This window comes from Rhodococcus sp. NPDC057014, from assembly GCF_042673295.1.
Lineage (GTDB): Bacteria > Actinomycetota > Actinomycetes > Mycobacteriales > Mycobacteriaceae > Rhodococcus_F.
Genome location: NZ_JBHUSF010000198.1, coordinates 1 through 16,576, shown reverse-complemented (window position 1 = coordinate 16,576; position 16,576 = coordinate 1). Strand labels below are relative to the sequence as shown.

Sequence of the window (16,576 nt, the reverse complement as noted above, 5' to 3'; positions counted from 1 at the left end):
CTCCCCGGTGTCGGCGGAGTCGTCGGTGACGATGGTGGTTCCCGGGGGAATCGGCGCCCAGGCGTGGAACGGGCGCTGCCCGAGCTTCGCCGCGTGCGCCAGCACGTACACCTCGTCGGCGCGGGCGATCATGATCTCCTTGAGGCGCGTCTGCTCCAGTTCCGCTTCGCAGATCCCGAGATCCGCGGTGACGGCATCCGCCCCCAGGAACGCGCGATCGAACGTGACGCGCTGGAGCGTCGCCTCCGCCAGCGGTCCGACGAACCCCTGGCTGAGATGGCGGAGTGTTCCGCCGATGCACTCGACCCGCACGGAGTCGGCGTCGGCGAGCGATTCGAGGGCCGTCAGGCCCGCCGCGATGACGGTGATGTCCTCGATGTCGCGCAGGAACTCCCCCATCGCACCCACCGTGGTGCCCGCGTCGAGGAGGATGGTCTCACCCGGGCGGACCTGGCTCGCGGCCCACTCCGCGATCGCGCGCTTCGCGTCGAACCCCTCGAGTGCGCGCTGGCGCAGCGACGATTCCTGCTGGGGGTCGAGCGCGATCGCACCGCCGTACGTTCGGGCGATCAGCCCCTGGGACGTCAGCTGGCTCAGGTCCCGCCGGATGGTGGAGGCCGTGACGCCGAACTGCGCCGACAGGTCGTCGACGCTGGCCAGCCCGCTCGACCGGGCCAGCCGCACGATCTCGGATCGGCGTGCTTCCGACTCACGAACCGCCATGTCTCGTCCCCCTACTTCACAACCGCTGTGCTGGTTGCCAATTCGGCAGCCTGACGAAGAGCTTCGACCATACTACCGGCCTCCGCAATACCCTTGCCCGCGATGTCGAACGCCGTGCCGTGGTCGACGGACGTCCGGATGACGGGCAGCCCCACCGTGATGTTGACGCCCGCCTCGATGCCGAGGACCTTCACCGGACCGTGGCCCTGATCGTGATACATCGCGACGATGAGGTCGTAGTCGCCGCGGCCCGCGAGGAAGAACGCCGTGTCCGCAGGCAACGGTCCGTGGACGTCGATCCCGTCCGCCTTCAGCACCTCGACGGCGGGGATGATCTTCTGTTCCTCCTCGCCGTACCCGAACAGCCCGTGCTCGCCGGCGTGCGGGTTGATGCCGCAGACCCCGATCTTCGGCTCCGGGATACCCGAGCGCACCAGTGCCTCGTGTCCGCGCCGGATGGTCCGCTCGACCAGTCCGGGTTCGATCTTGGCGACGGCGTCGAGCAGGCCCATGTGGGTGGTCACGTGGATGACCTTGAGCTTCGGCGTCGACAGCATCATGGACACTTCCTCGGTGCCGGTGAGGTGCGCGAGCAGTTCCGTGTGCCCCGGGAAGATGTGGCCTGCGGCGTGCAGGGCTTCCTTGTTGAGCGGGGCCGTGCAGATGGCCTGCACCTCGCCGGCCACCGCGAGTTCGCTGGCGACGCGGATGTACTCGTACGCGGCGTGACCGGCGACCGGGGACAGTTCGCCCCACGCCAGGTCTTCGGGGAGGAGGTCGAGATCGATGACGTTGACGCGCCCAGGCGCCGACTGCGCGTCGGCGATCGATTCGACGGTCACGATGTCGACGTCGATGCCGAGGACGTTCGCCGCGAGACGCAGTCGCTTGGCGTCGCCGATGACGACCGGGTTGCACCAGGATCGGGTGGCCTCGTCCAGCAGGGCGGGAACGATCACCTCGGGGCCGATTCCGGCGCCGTCGCCCATGGTGACGGCGACGGCGGGAAGGGTCGCGGTATCTGTTGACGCGCTCATGTGGGGTCCTCGCTGTGTGGGGGTGTGGGTGGGCGGCTGGTGGCCACGCAGGTAGGCCGCGATCGCGGAGAGACTGGTCGAGTCGCCGAAACTGCCGGGCCTCGTGACGACACGACGGCCGTCGGATGCGACGGAGACGACGGCGCCGTGGTGCACCTCGTGGACCGGTCGGAGCGACGTGATCCCCAGCGCGTCGACGACGGCGCGCGCCGTCTCGCCGCCGGTGAGGACGAGGTCGGATCTTCGGTCGCGCTGCACGGCTCCGGTCAGCCGGCCGAGCGCCGCCGACAGAGTCCGCGCATTCGACGGGTCGACGTCTCCGGACACCGTCACGACGGCGTGACCGTCGTCGAGCGCCTGGCGGAGTGGTGTCGTGTCCACCCCGTCGCGGTGGAGGTCCGACGCGTCGACCGGAACGTGCCGGACGCCATCGGCGACGAGTGCGGCAACCTGTTGCACAGCAATGGGTTCCGCCGTTCCGACGACGATCAGGATGGAGTCCGCGGGCTCCGGCATGGCGCTGGGAACGGGCCGGATCGGCAGCGTGCGTGCCACGGCCGCCGCGAGGGCGGACGTCCCGACCAGTCGCACTCCGGGAATTGTGCGGCAGGTGAGGACGACCGCGTCGAGGTCGTCGTCGGTCTCGATGTCGCAGATCGCGATGGCGCCGTCGGACGCCGCGCGGGCCAGCGCCTGTCCGACTCCGGGACCGCGGGGCACGCACCGCGTGGGACGGCCCGGGAAGAGTGCGGCCACGGACTCCGGCGGCGGCGCGGATTCCGCCGACCAGACGCCGGCGGCATGGAGCGGCGTCGAACCGACGTGCACGACTCCGCCGCGCACGGTCCGGTCGAGTGCGGGCAGGCCCGCTGCGAGGACCACCGGACCGCCGTCGGCGAGAATTCCCACCTCGGCCCCGATGTTCCCGCGCAGAAGTGAGTCGATCTTCTTCACCACGAGCGTGCCGGGCGGCACGCCGTCGAGGGCACGGCGCGTCGTCCGGGCCGCATCCTCGGCGCTCATCGAGCGCGTGTCGAGATCCGCCACGACGACTCCGCCCGCCTCGTGCGCCTCGCCGGCGCCGAGACGCAGCGACAGGGACGCACTCCGGTCGAGAAAGGCGCTCGCCACTTCCGCCGCGCCGGACAGGTCGTCGGCGAAGACCGCGACGGTCGGATCCAGTCCGATCGAGTTCGGTCTCATGATGCCGCCTTTGCCCGATTAAATGCGCGTTCCGTGCATTTGATGCTAGCAGTTATGCGCGTTACGCGCAGACTGTTCACAGGGAAGCCCCGGCGCACTGCACGATCGCCTGACCCGTGATGTTCCCGCCGAGCGGCCCGACGAGGAAGCCGATCAGCCCCGCCACCTCCTCCGGCGCGATGAAACGGCCGAGCGGCGGAAGCTTCGGGGGCGTCGACGTGCGTGCCGGATCGTTCAGCATCGGAGTGTCCGTCGGCCCCGGCGCGACCACGTTGACCGTGATCGCCCGGTCCACCAACTCGGCGGCCCAGGACCGCGACATCCCCACAAGGGCCGACTTGGTGGCGGCGTACTGACTCTTGCCCGCCGTCCCGGACATCGTGCGGCTGCCGACCAGGACCACCCGGCCTCCGTCGCGCATCGACGGGGCCAGTGCATTGACGAGGACCTCGGCGGCCGCGACGTGAATCCGCCACATCGCCAGACCGTCGTCGACCTGCAGCTTCCCGAGAGGCGCGGACGACTGCAGACCTGCGGCGTGCACGACGGCGTCCACCGGACCGACCGCCGTCGCGTGCTCCGACAGTGCATCGAGATCACCGAGATCGACGGCGGTCCAAAGGAATCGGTCGTCGTCGATGCCGGGATCCCGGCGGCTGAATCCCGTGACCGCCCACCCGTCGCCGAGAAGCCGGCGGACGGTGGCGGCGCCGATTCCGGAGCTGACGCCGGTCACGACGGCCCGCTTCGAGTCGCCGTGCGTCACGACCTGCTCCCGTCTGCGACCCAGCCCTGATCGAATTCGACGTATTCGATCGCCTGCCGAAACCGGGTGAACGCCACGTGCAGGTGACCGTCGTTCCCGGCGGTGATGCTGGGGTACGAGTATTCGCGGTTCAGGCCATCGCGGGAGTTGTTGGACAGGCAGTAGCCGACCTCGATGTCGCGGCGATGCGGCCACGTCCGGCCACCGTCCTCGGACATCGCCAGCGTCATCGGCGCGCGCGGGGCACCCCAGAACGCGCTCCGGCTGTCGCCGTCGTCGAGAGGTTCCGGTTCCGTGTCCGCCTGCTCGGGCACTGCGTCGGCGAGGCCGTCGTCGTCGATCTCGTCGTACAGGGACGTCCGCCGAGCGGTGGCGTTCGCGGCGCTGGACTCGTTGAACACCAACGCGAGCCGGTCGCCGGACAGCACGACGAACTGGATGGACGAGTTGTTGTTGGGAAGTTCGGTGGCCTCCGGCTCGGTCCAGGTGTCGCCGTCGTCCGTCGAGACACTGCGGTAGATCGAGTCCGCCCAGCGGCTGCGGTAGAGGGCGACGAGAGTGCCGTCGGAGAGGCGGCCGATGTTCATGTGGACGCAGCCGACGCTGCCCGGAACTGACACCTCACGCCAGGAGTCGCCGTCGTCGTCGGAGATCATCACGCTGCTGTAGTCGCGATCGCCGACCCATTTGCGGCCCTCGATGCGGACGCAGTGGAACACGGGAAGCAGGAGCCGCCCGGCGGGGAGCACGACCACCGGTTGCCGCACGAACACGCCCCCGGCGTCGGTCTCCGGCAGCAGGATGTGCGCCTCGCCCCACGTTCGGCCGCCGTCGTCGGAGATGCGCCGCATGACACGCGCCGTGTCCTGGTTGCCGGCGTGCTGGGACGTCCACAGCAACCACACGGCACCCGTCTTCGCCACGTGCAGAACGGGATTCTGCTCCGACCGCGTCGGATCATCGGACAGCTGCACCGGCTCGGACCACAGATCAGTTCCCGGGACCAGCCGGGAGAACCAGACGCTGATGTCGGGCACGCCCTCCTGGGTGCCCGCGAACCACACGCACCCGAGGGAGCCGTCGGGCAGGACGGTGAGATTCGCGGCGTGATTCTGCACCTGCGGCGCGGGAAGCAGAGCGTCGCGGCGACCCGCCTCGACGACGTCACGGACGACGCCGTCGGCCGGTCGGGTATCGGTTGCGGGACTCGGTGTGGTCATCGGCGTCTCCAGTGCGTCGTGAGGGGCGGGCGGGTTGTCGGTGCGGCGGTCGCGTCAGGTCTAGGCATGCAGCGCCGCGACACTCAGGTCGTAGGAGTTCGTGGGTCGCAACGCGACACCGTCGATCCGGGAGCGGCGCGCGAGGACCGCTTTCGGGACGAACGACCACAGACACGGGCACGTGTCCCAGATCCGGCGTTGCGCATCCGCGAGAAGTTCGCCGCGCCGGGTGGCGTCGGCCTCCTCGGAGGCCTGGGTGATGGTCCGGGTGATCTCGGGAAAGATGTACCCGTGGTAAGTGTCCCGGGTCGCTTCCTTCTCCGCGGTGCCGGCGTACATGCCCTGCATGATGGTCAGGGCCAGACCGGTCGGGCTCGGGAAGCCGTTGCCGAGCACGTCCCAGTCGCCGGCCTTGCCCTGACGCCACTGCGAGATGTCGCCGCCGGGTTCGAACTGCTGGAGGGTGGTTCGCACGCCGACCGCCGACAGCATCTGCAGCACCGATTCCATGATGTCGGTGTCGGCGGCGAACTCGCCTGTCTCCCAGATGATCTTCAGCTCCAGGTCGCGGACCCCGAGGGCGTCGAGTTCGCCGCGGGCACGCGCCGGGTCGTAGGTGTATTCGCCGGTCTCGACAGCGCCGTCGAGGGTGAGGGGAATGACCCCGCGCGACTGGGTGGCGGAGCCCTGGAGAACCTGGTCGACGAGGGCTCGCCCGTCGATCGCGTAGGTCAGGGCCCGGCGGACCCGCGCGTCGGCCAGCGGATGCCCCTGGGGTTTCCGGAAATTGAAGAAGAGTTGATTCAGTCGCACGCCGTCGATCCGGTCGATCGAGACACCCGACAGGCCGGCGAGCTGGTCGGCCGCATCCGGGGTGATGGAGTCGATCACGTCGACCTCGCCGCTGCGCAACGTCACGACGCGGTTCGACTCGTCCGGCACGAAGCGCACGCGCACCGATTCGATCTGCGCCGGCGTTCCCCAGTAGTTCTCGTTGCGCACCAGTGTGTAGTTGCCGGTGCCGCGGTCGCTCTCGGTCACGACGTACGGTCCGGTTCCCACACCGGACTGCAGTTCCTCGGGAAGGTTGGCGGCCGCCGGAGTGACGAGAATGTTCGACATGAGGTAGTCGAGCACCGGGACGGGACGTTCGGTGTTCAGGGTGAAACTGGTGTCGTCGATCTGGTCGACCGTGGGCCACTCGGGGAAGAATCCGCCGACGAAGGAGCCGTCGACCTGGCTGTACATCTGCAGGGCCGTCGCGACGTCCTGCACCCGCACCGGGGTGCCGTCCGAATAGCGGATGCCCGGACGCAGGTGCACGTACCACTGGGTGGGTGCGACGAGCTCGAACCGGTCGGCCAGAACGAGCCGGGGCCGCAGGTCGCGGTCGATTTCGGTGAGGGCCTGCCGTACGCCGCGCTGGACGGTGAGTGCAGCGTCGAACTGGTTCAGCTTGTTGTCGAGGCTCACGAGCGATCGGTTCAGGGCCAGGCTCACGGTCCTCGGTCCGGGTGTTCCGGTCGGCGTCGCGCAGCCCGCTGCGGATCCGAGCGTGAGACCGGCGCCGAGCAGGAGACCCGACCTGAGCAGCGTTCTCCTCGAAAAGCGCTGTTCGAAAAGAGAATTGGTCATCGTCGACCTCTCGGGACTATGGGTGTGGGGCGCAGCGATCAGGCACGGCGCGAGGTGGTTGACCACCAGGCGATGTGATCGCCGGCACATCCGAACTCTACTCAAAGTTGCTTGAGATGCGCAAGATGGCAGGCGGGACTTGCGCACAACGCGCATTAGTGCGATTGTGAGCTGAGTTACAAACGAAGCTGCTGTACCCGACACGCCGCGGTGTCGACACCTCCATCGCCGGCGTTATCGAAAGGTCGACGATGACCCCTCACGCAGACCCCGAACGGCCGGTGACCTCATGACGCAGCACGCCGCCGACACGGCGCTTGCAACCCAGCCCCCGGGCTCGGCATCATCGGCTCCCCGCCGGACCCGCTCCGCCGTCCCGAAGGTCCTGACGGCGGCCATGCCCCGCTACGTCGTCAAGCGACTCGGACAGAGCGCGCTCGCGGTCTTCCTGACGCTGACCACCGTGTTCGTCCTCATCCGGATGGCGCCCGGCGACCCCGCCTACTCGATGGCCGGGCCGCTGGCCAGCACCGAGGACCTCGCCCGGATCAGGGCCGACATGGGCCTCGACCAGTCCGTGTTCACCCAGTACCTGCTGTATCTCCGCGGCCTTCTCCACCTCGATCTCGGCACCTCGTACTCGTTCCAGGCGCCCGCCTTCGACGTCGTCCTCGCCCGGCTGCCCTACACGATCACCCTGTCCGTCGCGGCGATCGTGCTCACCACGCTGGTGGCCATCCCGCTGGGCGTGTGGATGGCACGCCGCGCCGACACCCGCCGCGAACTCGGTGCCAACGTCGTCACGATCGCCGGCCAGTCCATGCCCGACTTCTGGACCGGACTGATGCTCATCACCGTGTTCGCGGTCCTGATCCCGATCTTTCCCGCGGCCGGTTTCACGACCTGGTCCAGCCTGGTGCTGCCCACCGTGACCGTGGCCGTCCTGCAGATCGCCCTGATCTCCCGCATGGTCCGCCGCGAGATGGTCGGCGCGTTCTCCTCGCCGTACATGACAGTGGCCCGCTCGCGGGGTGTCCCGGAGCGCGAGCTCATCTGGCGGTACGCCCTGCGGAACTCCGCGATCCCCGTGCTGACCGCGCTCGGCACCCGGTTCGCGTCCATGCTCAACGGCGTCGTCGTGGTCGAGGTCGTCTTCGCCTGGCCCGGCGTCGGCTCGCTGGTCGTGCGCGCACTCGAGACGAGGGATTACCCCCTCATCCAGGCCACCGTCCTGGTGACCGCGGTGCTCGCCGTCCTCGTCCAGCTCCTCGTCGACCTCTGCTATCCGCTGTTGGATCCCCGTGTCCGGCTCGGGAAGGGAACGAGTAAATGACCACCATCGTCGATCCCCCGGCGCATGCGCGCCCGTCCACGGTCACCCGCCGCGACATCGCCCGGGCCGGTGCCACCCGTGTCGCCCGCGACAGCCGGGTGAAGATCTGGATCGGCAGCATCTGCGCCCTGGCCGTCATCGTGCCGGTCGCCTGCGCACAATTACTGCCCCTGCCGTCTCCGGACGCCACCGACCTCGCCCAGCGCCGGCTGCCACCGCTGACACCCGGGCACCTGTTCGGCACCGACCAACTCGGCCGCGACCTCCTCTCCCGCGTCCTCTACGGCGGGCAGGTATCGCTCACGGTCGGAATTCTCGCGGTGGTCGTGTCCGGACTGATCGGCCTGTGCCTCGGCGCACTCGCCGGCTACCTCGGCGGCTGGGCCGACACCGTCGTCAGCCGTCTCCTCGAAGCCCAGCTGTCGTTGCCGCTCCTCATGATGCTGCTGCTCGTCGTCGCCCTGTTCGGCCCGTCGATCCCGGTCATCACGTTCGTCATCGCCATCGCCCAGTGGCCGGAGATCGCCCGGCTGACCCGCTCACTCGTCCTCGTCGAACGCGAGAAACCGTACATCGCGGCGTCCCGCGTGCTGGGACTCGGACGCACCGCCATCCTGCTCCGCCACATCGTCCCCAACATCATCAAGCAGGCGTCCCTCGTCGTGCTGCTGCTGCTCGCGCAGGCCGTGCTCCTCGAGAGCGCGCTCAGCTACCTCGGTGCCGGACCGCAACGTCCCTTCGCCACCTGGGGCCGGATCATCTCCGACGGGCAGGACTACATCACCACCTCGTGGTGGCTGGTGACGCTCCCCGGCCTCGTCATCGTGCTGCTCGTCGTCGGTGTCAACCTGCTCGGCGACGGGCTCCGGGATCGGCCGAAGTCGCTGCGACTGCAACCGGGCGTACTACAGCGACTCCGGGCGTGGAAGGGAATTGCCTGACATGACGAATCTGCTGCGAGTCGACGAACTGCAGATCGAACTCATCACCGCCCGGGGCGTCATCCGCGCAGTGGACGGCGTGACGTTCGGCATCGACGCCGGCGAAACCGTGACCATCATCGGCGAATCGGGGTCGGGAAAATCGACCACCGCGATGGGTCTGCTCGGTCTGCTGCCCGACGACCTCGCCGTCCTCTCCGGCGCGGTGCGGTTCAAGGACTGCGACATCCTCGGGAAGCCGAAGGCGCTCGCGAAGGTCCGGGGCCGGCACATCGCCCTGATCCCGCAGGACCCGATGACGGCGCTGAGCCCGGTGCACACCATCGGATCCCAGCTGCGGGAGGCCGTCCGCCACAGCGGCATCACCGGAAAGTCGAAGGAAACCGCGCGGGCCGTGGAACTGCTCGAGCAGGTGCGGATCCAGAACCCGGCCGGCCAACTCGGGAAATACCCGCACCAGTTGTCCGGCGGAATGCTGCAGCGCGTGCTGATCGCCTGCTCGCTTGCGTCGGGTCCCGAACTGATCGTCGCCGACGAACCCACCAGCGCCCTCGACGTGACCGTGCAGGCGAGCATCCTCGACCTGCTGCTCGAACTCCAGGAGCGCACCGGCGTCGGAATGCTCGTCATCACCCACGATCTCGGCGTCGCCCGGTTGATGTCGGACCGCATCTACGTCATGAAGGACGGCCGGTTCGTCGAGAACGGCGGAGCCGAGGACCTCGTTCGCCATCCTCGCAGCGCCTACACCAAGAAACTGCTCGACGCCGTGCCGCGGCTCGGCGACTTCACCACGACCGTAGGAGCGTCGACATGAATGCCCCTCTGCTGTCCGTCGAGGACCTCGTCGTCGAATACCCGGTGCCCGACGGCGTGTTCCGCGCCGTCGACACCGTCAGCTTCTCGGTGGACAAGGGCGCGACCCTCGCCGTCGTCGGTGAGTCGGGGTGCGGGAAATCGACCATCGCGAAATCGATCGTCCGGCTGCTCACCCCCACGTCCGGGCGCATCCTCGTGGACGGCGCCGACATCGCGCAGCTGTCGGAGAAGGCGCTGCGCCCCTTCCGCTCTCGCGTGCAGATGGTGTTCCAGGACCCGTACGGATCGCTGGACCCGCACCTGACGGCCGTCGACATCGTCGGCGAACCGCTGCGCCTGCAGGGCGTCCGGAGCAAATCCGAGCGGGCGCGCAGGGCCGCCGAGCTGATCGACCGGGTCGGCCTGCCCGCCACCGCACTCCATCGCCGCCCCGCCGAGTTCTCCGGCGGTCAGCGGCAACGCATCGGCATCGCCCGGGCCCTGGCGAGCGGGCCGGAACTCCTCGTGTGCGACGAGGCCACCAGCGCTTTGGACGTCTCCGTGCAGGCCCAGGTGCTCGATCTGCTCCGCGAGATCCAGCACGACACCGGCCTGACGTACGTCTTCATCTCCCACAACCTCGGCGTGGTCCGTGAGATCAGCGACACCGTGATCGTCATGTCGCGCGGGCGGGTGGTCGAAAGCGGTTCCACCACCGACGTTCTCGAACATCCCGCCGAGCCGTACACCCAGGCCCTGCGCGCCGCCGCGCTCGACCCCACCACCATGGTCGGGATCAAACCCCGACACCTCGTCTCGCGCCCGCCTGGCGCAACGGACGTTCACCGCACCGCATCCCGAGGAGTAGCCTGATGCCCGAACTCGACCTGACCTCACTCGTTCTCGGCACGATGACGTTCGGCGACACCGTCGACGTCGACGGCGCCGCAGCGATGGTCGACGCGGCGCTCGACGCCGGAATCACGCACATCGACACCGCCAACGGTTACGCCGGCGGAGAGTCCGAGAAGATTCTCGCCCGGCTGCTGGCCACCCGGCGCGACCGCGTCACCCTCGCCACCAAAGCGGGAATGCCCCACCCCGACGCGGGCGACCACTCACCGCTGTCGCCGGCGGGGCTCCGCGCGAGCGTCGAGGCGAGCCTGAGGCGGCTGGACACCGACTACGTCGACCTGTTCTATCTCCATCAGCCGGACCGGGCCACACCCCTGGCCGACACCCTCGCCACCGTCGCGGAACTCGTGTCGGAGGGCAAGATCCGCGCCCTCGGCGTCTCCAACTTCGCGGCCTGGCAGATCGCGGAGCTGAACCACACCGCCGACGCCGTCGGCGCACCCCGGCCGATCGTCGCCCAGCAGCTCTACAACCTGCTCGCCCGGCGCATCGAGGAGGAGTACGTCGAATTCGCTGCGGTCACCGGGCTGATCACGATGGTCTACAACCCGCTCGGCGGCGGCCTCCTCACTGGTCGGCACTCGTTCGACACGACGCCCGCGGACGGCCGCTTCGGTGATTCGCGGTTGGCGCAGATGTACAAGGACCGGTACTGGAACACCGCGATCTTCGATGCGATCACCCAGCTGTCCGTGATCGCCGACAAGGCCGGCATCCCGCTCACCGAACTCGCGCTGCGCTGGCTCGTGTCCAAGCCGGCCGCCGGGCCGATCCTCCTCGGCGGTTCAAAGGTCGCGCACCTGCAGTCGAACATCGCCGCCGTCGCCAAGGGCACACTCGACGACGACCTGATCGACGCGTGCGACGAAGTGGGCAGCGCCCTGCGCGGACCCATGCCCAACTACAACCGCTAGGAGACAACGCCCTCATGAGTGCCCAGGAATTTGCCGCCCGCCTCCGCGGCCGCGAACGGATCGTCGGCTACTGGTCCGTGATCGACAGCCCGGTGTCGACGGAGTGGCTCGCCCACGTCGGCTGGGACTACATCGCCCTCGATCTCCAGCACGGCCTGATCGGATACTCCGGCATGGTCGCGGGGCTCACCGCCATCGACGCGTCCGGCTCCACCGTCGGCATGATCCGGGTCGAGTCGAACGATCCGACACCGATCGGCCGGGCGCTCGACGCCGGCGCGGCGGGAGTGATCGTCCCGCTGGTGAACACGGCGGAGGAAGCCGCCAAGGCCGTTGCTGCCGCGACGTATCCCCCTACCGGAGTGCGCTCGTACGGTCCGATGCGTTCACAGCTGCGGATCGGCCCCACCCCGGCGGAGGCCGACCGGGACACGGTCGTCGTCGTGATGATCGAAACCCCGCAGGGGCTGGCGAACGTGGAGGAGATCTGCGCCGTCCCCGGACTCGACGGCGTCTACGTGGGGCCGTCCGACCTGCGCCTCGCCGTGGGTGGTGCGCATCCGAACGATCCGAGCGTCGACGACGAGTTCGAGGCGGCCGTGACCCGTGTCCGGGAGGCCGCCGCAGCGGCGGGCATCGCGGCGGGCATCCACACCGCAGACGGGTCGGTGGCGGCCCGCCGACTCGCGGAGGGCTACACGTTCGCCACCGTCGCGTCCGACCTCACCCATCTCAAGGCGGCCTCCGCCGCGCATCTCAAAGCCGCGACCGGGGACTGAGAGGTGCGCGGCGAAGCCGCAAAGGAGAATCGAATCATGCCCGACATCATCGAGTTGATATTCGACGACCACGAGTGGTTCCGGCGGCAGTTCGCGGCGCTGGACGAGTTGAAGTCCCGGCGCGGGGTGGAGATCACGGCCGTGGAGGCGGTGTGGACGCCGTTGGCGAAACGCCTGGATCTGCATGCTGCGGCGGAAGAGGAAATCTTCTATCCCCAACTCCTCCGCGTCGGCGAGGACGCGGAGGCGGAGGCCGAGACCCTCGACGCGATCGGGGACCACAACGACATCCGCGACGGCGTCCGGGCGGCGGCGGGGAACCCCATCCTGTCCGAGGAGTGGTGGGCGGCGGTCGGCCGGACGCGCCGGGCCAACGACGAGCACATGGCCGAGGAGGAACGGGAGGGCCTGGCCGATTTCCGGACCGCACCGGATGAGCTTCGCGAATCGCTCGGGCGGCGGTTCGCCGAATACTTCCTCGTTCACCGCACCCTGTCGGAGGCGGACACGTCGGACAAGGACCCGAAGGAGTACGTCCGCGCGATCGAAGAGGACCTCGACGGGGACGACAACCCTGGATCGCTTCGAATCGGCAGCTTGAAGGGCCGGTAGCAACGCACTCCCCCCATCACAGACCGCGCGGTCTGTGTTCTATAGTTCGGGCGGTCCGCGGCATCGGGCCGACCGGTTCTGTGGGGAGATGGGGTTGTGGCGCGAATATCCCGTCCGGCGCCCGATGCCCTTCCTCCGATGTCGTTCGAGCGAACCGTGCCCCGCAGGTACGTGCACCGCCAATCCGTGGCCGAGGTCTTCCTCACCGACTGCGTCTCGCTGCCGGCGCCGGATCGGTTCGTCGTCGCCGCGCAGTGGCCCCGCCTGCACGGCTTCTACCGCACCCGAGACGGGCGCTACGACACCATGCTGCTGGCGGAAACACTCCGGCAGACCGCCATCTATCTGGGACACACCCGCTTCTCCGTCCCGCTGCCGAACCGGTTCGTCATGCAGCACCTCGAGGTGCGTGCGATACCCGGCGCGCTCGCGGTGGGTGCGGCGGCCGCGGACGTCGTCGTCGAGGTCACCGTGTCCGAGCACGTGTACCGCGGCGGGGCGCTGTCCGCGTTCCACGTCGACCTGCGGTTCCGGATCGACGGGCAGGACGCCGGCAGCGCGACGGGTCACGCTGCAGTTTTTCCCCCGGCCGCATACTCACGCGCCCGGTGGGGTGAGCGCGGTCCGCGGGCGATCGAAGCGCCGTGGTGCCCGACTCCCGTCCCGGCTCCGCTGGTCGGTCACGTCGACGACGCACACGTGGTCCTCGGCCCGCGACGCTCCGAGAACGAATGGGAATTGCGGATCGACCACACGCACCCCGTGCTGTTCGACCATCCGTGCGATCACATCCCGGGGATGCTGCTGCTCGAGGCGATGCGGCAGGCGGCCTGCGCCCGGCTCGGCCTGCCGGACGCGCACCTCGCGTCCTTGGGCGCCACGTTCCACCGTTTCGCCGAACTCGACGAGCGCACCACGATCCGGCTGGACGCGGTGGACGACGGCGCGTTGGCCGTCAGCGGGTCGATACGGCAGGGCGGTGTGTCTGTCGTGCGCGGAACCGCGGCGCTCGCACCTGCCGCGGTGAGCGCATGCGCGCCCGGCTAGTCGGCGTCGTCCGGTACCCAGCGGGCCCGCCGGATCCGGGCGATGTCCTGGTGCCGGGTCGCGGGCATGATCCCGGGGAGCAGGAACCCCCACATGTCGTCGACGCGCTGTTCGAGGTCCGTGCGCTGCGTCAACACCTGGGAGACGGTCTGAACGCCGGTGAAGGCGCCGATGACGAACCGCGCCAGCCTCGGCGGGTCGATGTCGGCGAGGAGATCCCCCTGCTCGACCGCCCGGGTGGCGAGCATCTCGCAACTGTTGATCCAGTCGAGGTAGGGATCCGCGGGGCCCTGGTCGTCGGCGCTGAGTTCGAGGGTGATCCGGATACCGGCTCGCACGATCGGGTCGTTCACGATCTGCCGGGCCATTTCGTGGCACAGCATCACGATCTGCTCGATCGCCGACACCTGCTCACGGCCGATCGCCTCGACCGACGCGATGGAGATCCGGTGTTGCTCCCCGATGATGAACCGCGCCAGATCCTCTTTCGAACGGAAATGGAAGTACAAGGCCCCCTTCGTGATTCCGGCGTTCTCGACGATGTTGCCGAGTCTGGCTCCTTCGAAACCCGACTTCTCGAACATCTCCGCCGCCCCGCGGACGATCTGCTGTCGAGTCGCCGCAGCACGCGCCTGCTGAACCACGTTCACACCTTTCCCTGCCGCATGAGAGAAGAACGATGACGATGAAAGCACGGAACACGCGCCCATTGCCCGGAGAGACGGTACCAGCGTCGACCGCGAGCGAGCGCGGTCGAACACCCTCCGCGCCGGTACGTGTCGCGGTCGTGGGAGCGACGGGCTTCATCGGGTCCGCCACCCTGCGGGCCCTCGTATCGGCCGGGATTCCGTGCACCGCCGTCGCGCGCACACCGTGGGACCAGGACATTCCGGGCGTGCCGTCCGCACAGGCGGATCTGACCGATCCGGTGGGCCTCCGCAGGGCGCTCACCGGCGCCGACGTCGTGATCCACGCCGCCTCGTACACCGGCAGCGACGCGGCGCACTGCACCGCGGTGAACGTCGGCGGCACCGATAATCTCGTTGCCGCCGCCGCCCGGAACGGCATCCGCCGGGTGCTCTACGTCAGCACCATCGGCGTGTACGGTGCCGGACCGCACAGCGGAATCGGTGAGTTCGACGCCACACCCGCACCCGTTTCGGCGCTGAGCGCGAGCAGGCTGACCGCCGAACACCGCGTCCTCGAGTCCGGCGGTTGCGTCGTCCGACCGGGATTCGTCCACGGCCCGGGCGACCGCTGGTTCGTCCCCGGATTCGTCCGGATCCTCGAGACGCTGGGCGCCTGGGTGGACGAGGGGCGGTCCCGGATCTCGGTCGTCGCGGTGACCGACCTCGCCCGGATTCTCGCGACCCTCGCCGCGCAGACACCGGCGCATTCCGGCGACGTCTTCCACGCCTGCCACCCCGACCCCGTCACCGCCCGCGAACTCGGCCGGGCACTCGCGGACTCGGGCCGCCTGAGGCTGCCGGACAACTCACTCACGTTCGACGACGCCGTCACCGCCGGAACCCGGCACGGTCTCACCGAACGGCACCTCGACCTGATCGGCCGCGACCACTGGTACGACCCCACCCGCCTGCTGACCGCCACCGGCACGACCTTCGGCCACGGCCCCCTGGCCGGTCTCCCGGCGTGACGAGGTCCGGCAGCAAGTCGGTGGGCGGAACGTCGTTTGCGGTCCGCGGTCGGGGTGTATACCCGGAGAGAGATCGTTTTCCCCCACCTGACGGAGTGTCGAGATGGCCCTTCTCGCCGAGATCGTCGTGGACACCGAAGGCGACAGCCGGATAGTGGTCCTGTATCCCGTGATGTGGCTGTTCATCGCGGTTCTGGTGACGTTCGTGGTCACCCGGATCATCACCCGCCGTATCCGCTCGCAAACGGGAGCGGAGTCCGCGGACGACGCCGCGGACTCGGGCGGCGGTCTGATCGGTGACATCACCGTCGGCGGCGTGCACCTGCACCACCAGGTTTTCGGGATCCTGCTCATGACGCTGGCGGGGCTGGCACTGATCGCGACCACCCCGGAGGGCACGGCGCTCAACGTCTTCGCCGCGCTGTTCGGGGTCGGTCTCGCACTGACCTTCGACGAGTTCGCGCTGTGGGTGCATCTCGACGACGTGTACTGGAGTTCGTCCGGACGGAAGTCGGTGGACGCGATCTTCTGTGCACTCATGATCACCGGATTGATGATCGGGGGCGCCGAACTCGTGAGCGGGCGGATCGGCACCGCCCAGTGGTGGACGTCGATCGGCTATCTGCTCATCTCACTCGGCATCTCGTTGATCTGCCTGCTCAAGGGCAAGTTCGTCACGGGGATCGTGGGGATCGTGTTCCAGCCGGTCGCGATCGTCGGCGCGATCCGCCTGGCCAAACCCGATTCCTGGTGGGCGGTGCGCCGCTACGGCACCCGACCACGCCGGCTGGCCCGCTCCCGGGCACGGTTCGGGGAGCGTTACCACGCCCGCTGGAACCGGGCACGCGACTTCGTCGCCGGACCGCCGGACCCCCGTCACGCCGAAACGCAGGGCTAGTCTCAAAGCCGTGTAGTTAGCGGGGACGGCTGGCGGTCAAGGATTCGGGTCTTGGGCGTGTCGTGCGCGAATGGGTAGCGGAGCTCCGGTAGAAGAGG

At 68.9% G+C, this 16,576-nt stretch carries 16 protein-coding genes; 10 read left to right on the top strand and 6 right to left on the bottom strand.

The features are described from left to right. From ACFTZB_RS29760 to ACFTZB_RS29740, 5 genes are all read right to left on the bottom strand, one after another. Positions 1 to 723 (bottom strand): DeoR/GlpR family DNA-binding transcription regulator (locus tag ACFTZB_RS29760; RefSeq protein ID WP_378436859.1); only part of this gene is annotated, 723 nt, incomplete at its 3' end. A gap of 11 nt (positions 724 to 734) precedes the next feature. After that, positions 735 to 2,963: a 4-hydroxythreonine-4-phosphate dehydrogenase PdxA gene (pdxA, locus tag ACFTZB_RS29755; RefSeq protein WP_378436857.1), complete on the bottom strand. Its 2,229-nt coding sequence runs from the start codon at positions 2,961 to 2,963 to the stop codon at positions 735 to 737. A 76-nt stretch (positions 2,964 to 3,039) separates the two neighbouring features. Then, positions 3,040 to 3,729: an SDR family NAD(P)-dependent oxidoreductase gene (locus ACFTZB_RS29750; RefSeq protein WP_378436855.1), complete on the bottom strand. Its 690-nt coding sequence runs from the start codon at positions 3,727 to 3,729 to the stop codon at positions 3,040 to 3,042. Further along, positions 3,726 to 4,949 (bottom strand): exo-alpha-sialidase, encoded by a 1,224-nt coding sequence (locus ACFTZB_RS29745; RefSeq protein ID WP_378436852.1) that lies wholly within the window; start codon positions 4,947 to 4,949, stop codon positions 3,726 to 3,728. The genes ACFTZB_RS29750 and ACFTZB_RS29745 overlap by 4 nt, the downstream gene beginning before the upstream one ends. A 60-nt stretch (positions 4,950 to 5,009) precedes the next feature. Next, complete coding sequence (locus tag ACFTZB_RS29740; RefSeq protein ID WP_378436850.1) at positions 5,010 to 6,584, bottom strand: ABC transporter substrate-binding protein; 1,575 nt, start codon at positions 6,582 to 6,584, stop codon at positions 5,010 to 5,012. 397 nt (positions 6,585 to 6,981) lie between these two features. On the opposite strand from ACFTZB_RS29740, the gene ACFTZB_RS29735 reads away from it, so the two are divergent. The 8 genes from ACFTZB_RS29735 to ACFTZB_RS29700 all read left to right on the top strand — a co-directional run bounded on the left by ACFTZB_RS29735 (position 6,982) and on the right by ACFTZB_RS29700 (position 13,923). After that, on the top strand, positions 6,982 to 7,917 hold the full coding sequence (locus ACFTZB_RS29735) for an ABC transporter permease (protein ID WP_072938939.1): 936 nt from the start codon (positions 6,982 to 6,984) through the stop codon (positions 7,915 to 7,917). Next, positions 7,914 to 8,858 (top strand): ABC transporter permease, encoded by a 945-nt coding sequence (locus tag ACFTZB_RS29730; RefSeq protein ID WP_276137490.1) that lies wholly within the window; start codon positions 7,914 to 7,916, stop codon positions 8,856 to 8,858. Before ACFTZB_RS29735 ends, ACFTZB_RS29730 begins: the two co-directional genes overlap by 4 nt. A gap of 1 nt (position 8,859) precedes the next feature. Continuing rightward, positions 8,860 to 9,675, top strand: a complete 816-nt coding sequence (locus tag ACFTZB_RS29725) for an ABC transporter ATP-binding protein (protein ID WP_378436847.1) — start codon at positions 8,860 to 8,862, stop codon at positions 9,673 to 9,675. Then, complete coding sequence (locus ACFTZB_RS29720; RefSeq protein ID WP_378436845.1) at positions 9,672 to 10,529, top strand: ATP-binding cassette domain-containing protein; 858 nt, start codon at positions 9,672 to 9,674, stop codon at positions 10,527 to 10,529. The genes ACFTZB_RS29725 and ACFTZB_RS29720 overlap by 4 nt, the downstream gene beginning before the upstream one ends. Then, positions 10,529 to 11,485, top strand: a complete 957-nt coding sequence (locus ACFTZB_RS29715; protein WP_378436843.1) for an aldo/keto reductase — start codon at positions 10,529 to 10,531, stop codon at positions 11,483 to 11,485. The genes ACFTZB_RS29720 and ACFTZB_RS29715 overlap by 1 nt, the downstream gene beginning before the upstream one ends. A 14-nt stretch (positions 11,486 to 11,499) precedes the next feature. Next, positions 11,500 to 12,264, top strand: a complete 765-nt coding sequence (locus tag ACFTZB_RS29710; protein ID WP_378436841.1) for an HpcH/HpaI aldolase/citrate lyase family protein — start codon at positions 11,500 to 11,502, stop codon at positions 12,262 to 12,264. Between the two features lie 36 nt (positions 12,265 to 12,300). Continuing rightward, the gene (locus ACFTZB_RS29705) at positions 12,301 to 12,876 is read left to right on the top strand and encodes a hemerythrin domain-containing protein (protein WP_378436839.1); all 576 of its coding nucleotides are present in this window, start codon (positions 12,301 to 12,303) and stop codon (positions 12,874 to 12,876) included. Between the two features lie 96 nt (positions 12,877 to 12,972). Next, positions 12,973 to 13,923, top strand: a complete 951-nt coding sequence (locus ACFTZB_RS29700; RefSeq protein ID WP_378436837.1) for a ScbA/BarX family gamma-butyrolactone biosynthesis protein — start codon at positions 12,973 to 12,975, stop codon at positions 13,921 to 13,923. Here the strand turns inward: ACFTZB_RS29700 and ACFTZB_RS29695 are convergent. Further along, entirely contained in the window at positions 13,920 to 14,567 is a 648-nt protein-coding gene (locus ACFTZB_RS29695; RefSeq protein WP_276137483.1) for a ScbR family autoregulator-binding transcription factor, read from the bottom strand. The genes ACFTZB_RS29700 and ACFTZB_RS29695 overlap by 4 nt on opposite strands. A 35-nt stretch (positions 14,568 to 14,602) precedes the next feature. Between ACFTZB_RS29695 and ACFTZB_RS29690 the strand changes: the two genes are divergently transcribed. Next, on the top strand, positions 14,603 to 15,580 hold the full coding sequence (locus ACFTZB_RS29690) for an NAD-dependent epimerase/dehydratase family protein (RefSeq protein WP_378436834.1): 978 nt from the start codon (positions 14,603 to 14,605) through the stop codon (positions 15,578 to 15,580). A gap of 103 nt (positions 15,581 to 15,683) precedes the next feature. Next, complete coding sequence (locus ACFTZB_RS29685; RefSeq protein WP_378436832.1) at positions 15,684 to 16,478, top strand: hypothetical protein; 795 nt, start codon at positions 15,684 to 15,686, stop codon at positions 16,476 to 16,478. The last annotated feature ends 98 nt before the right edge of the window (positions 16,479 to 16,576 follow it).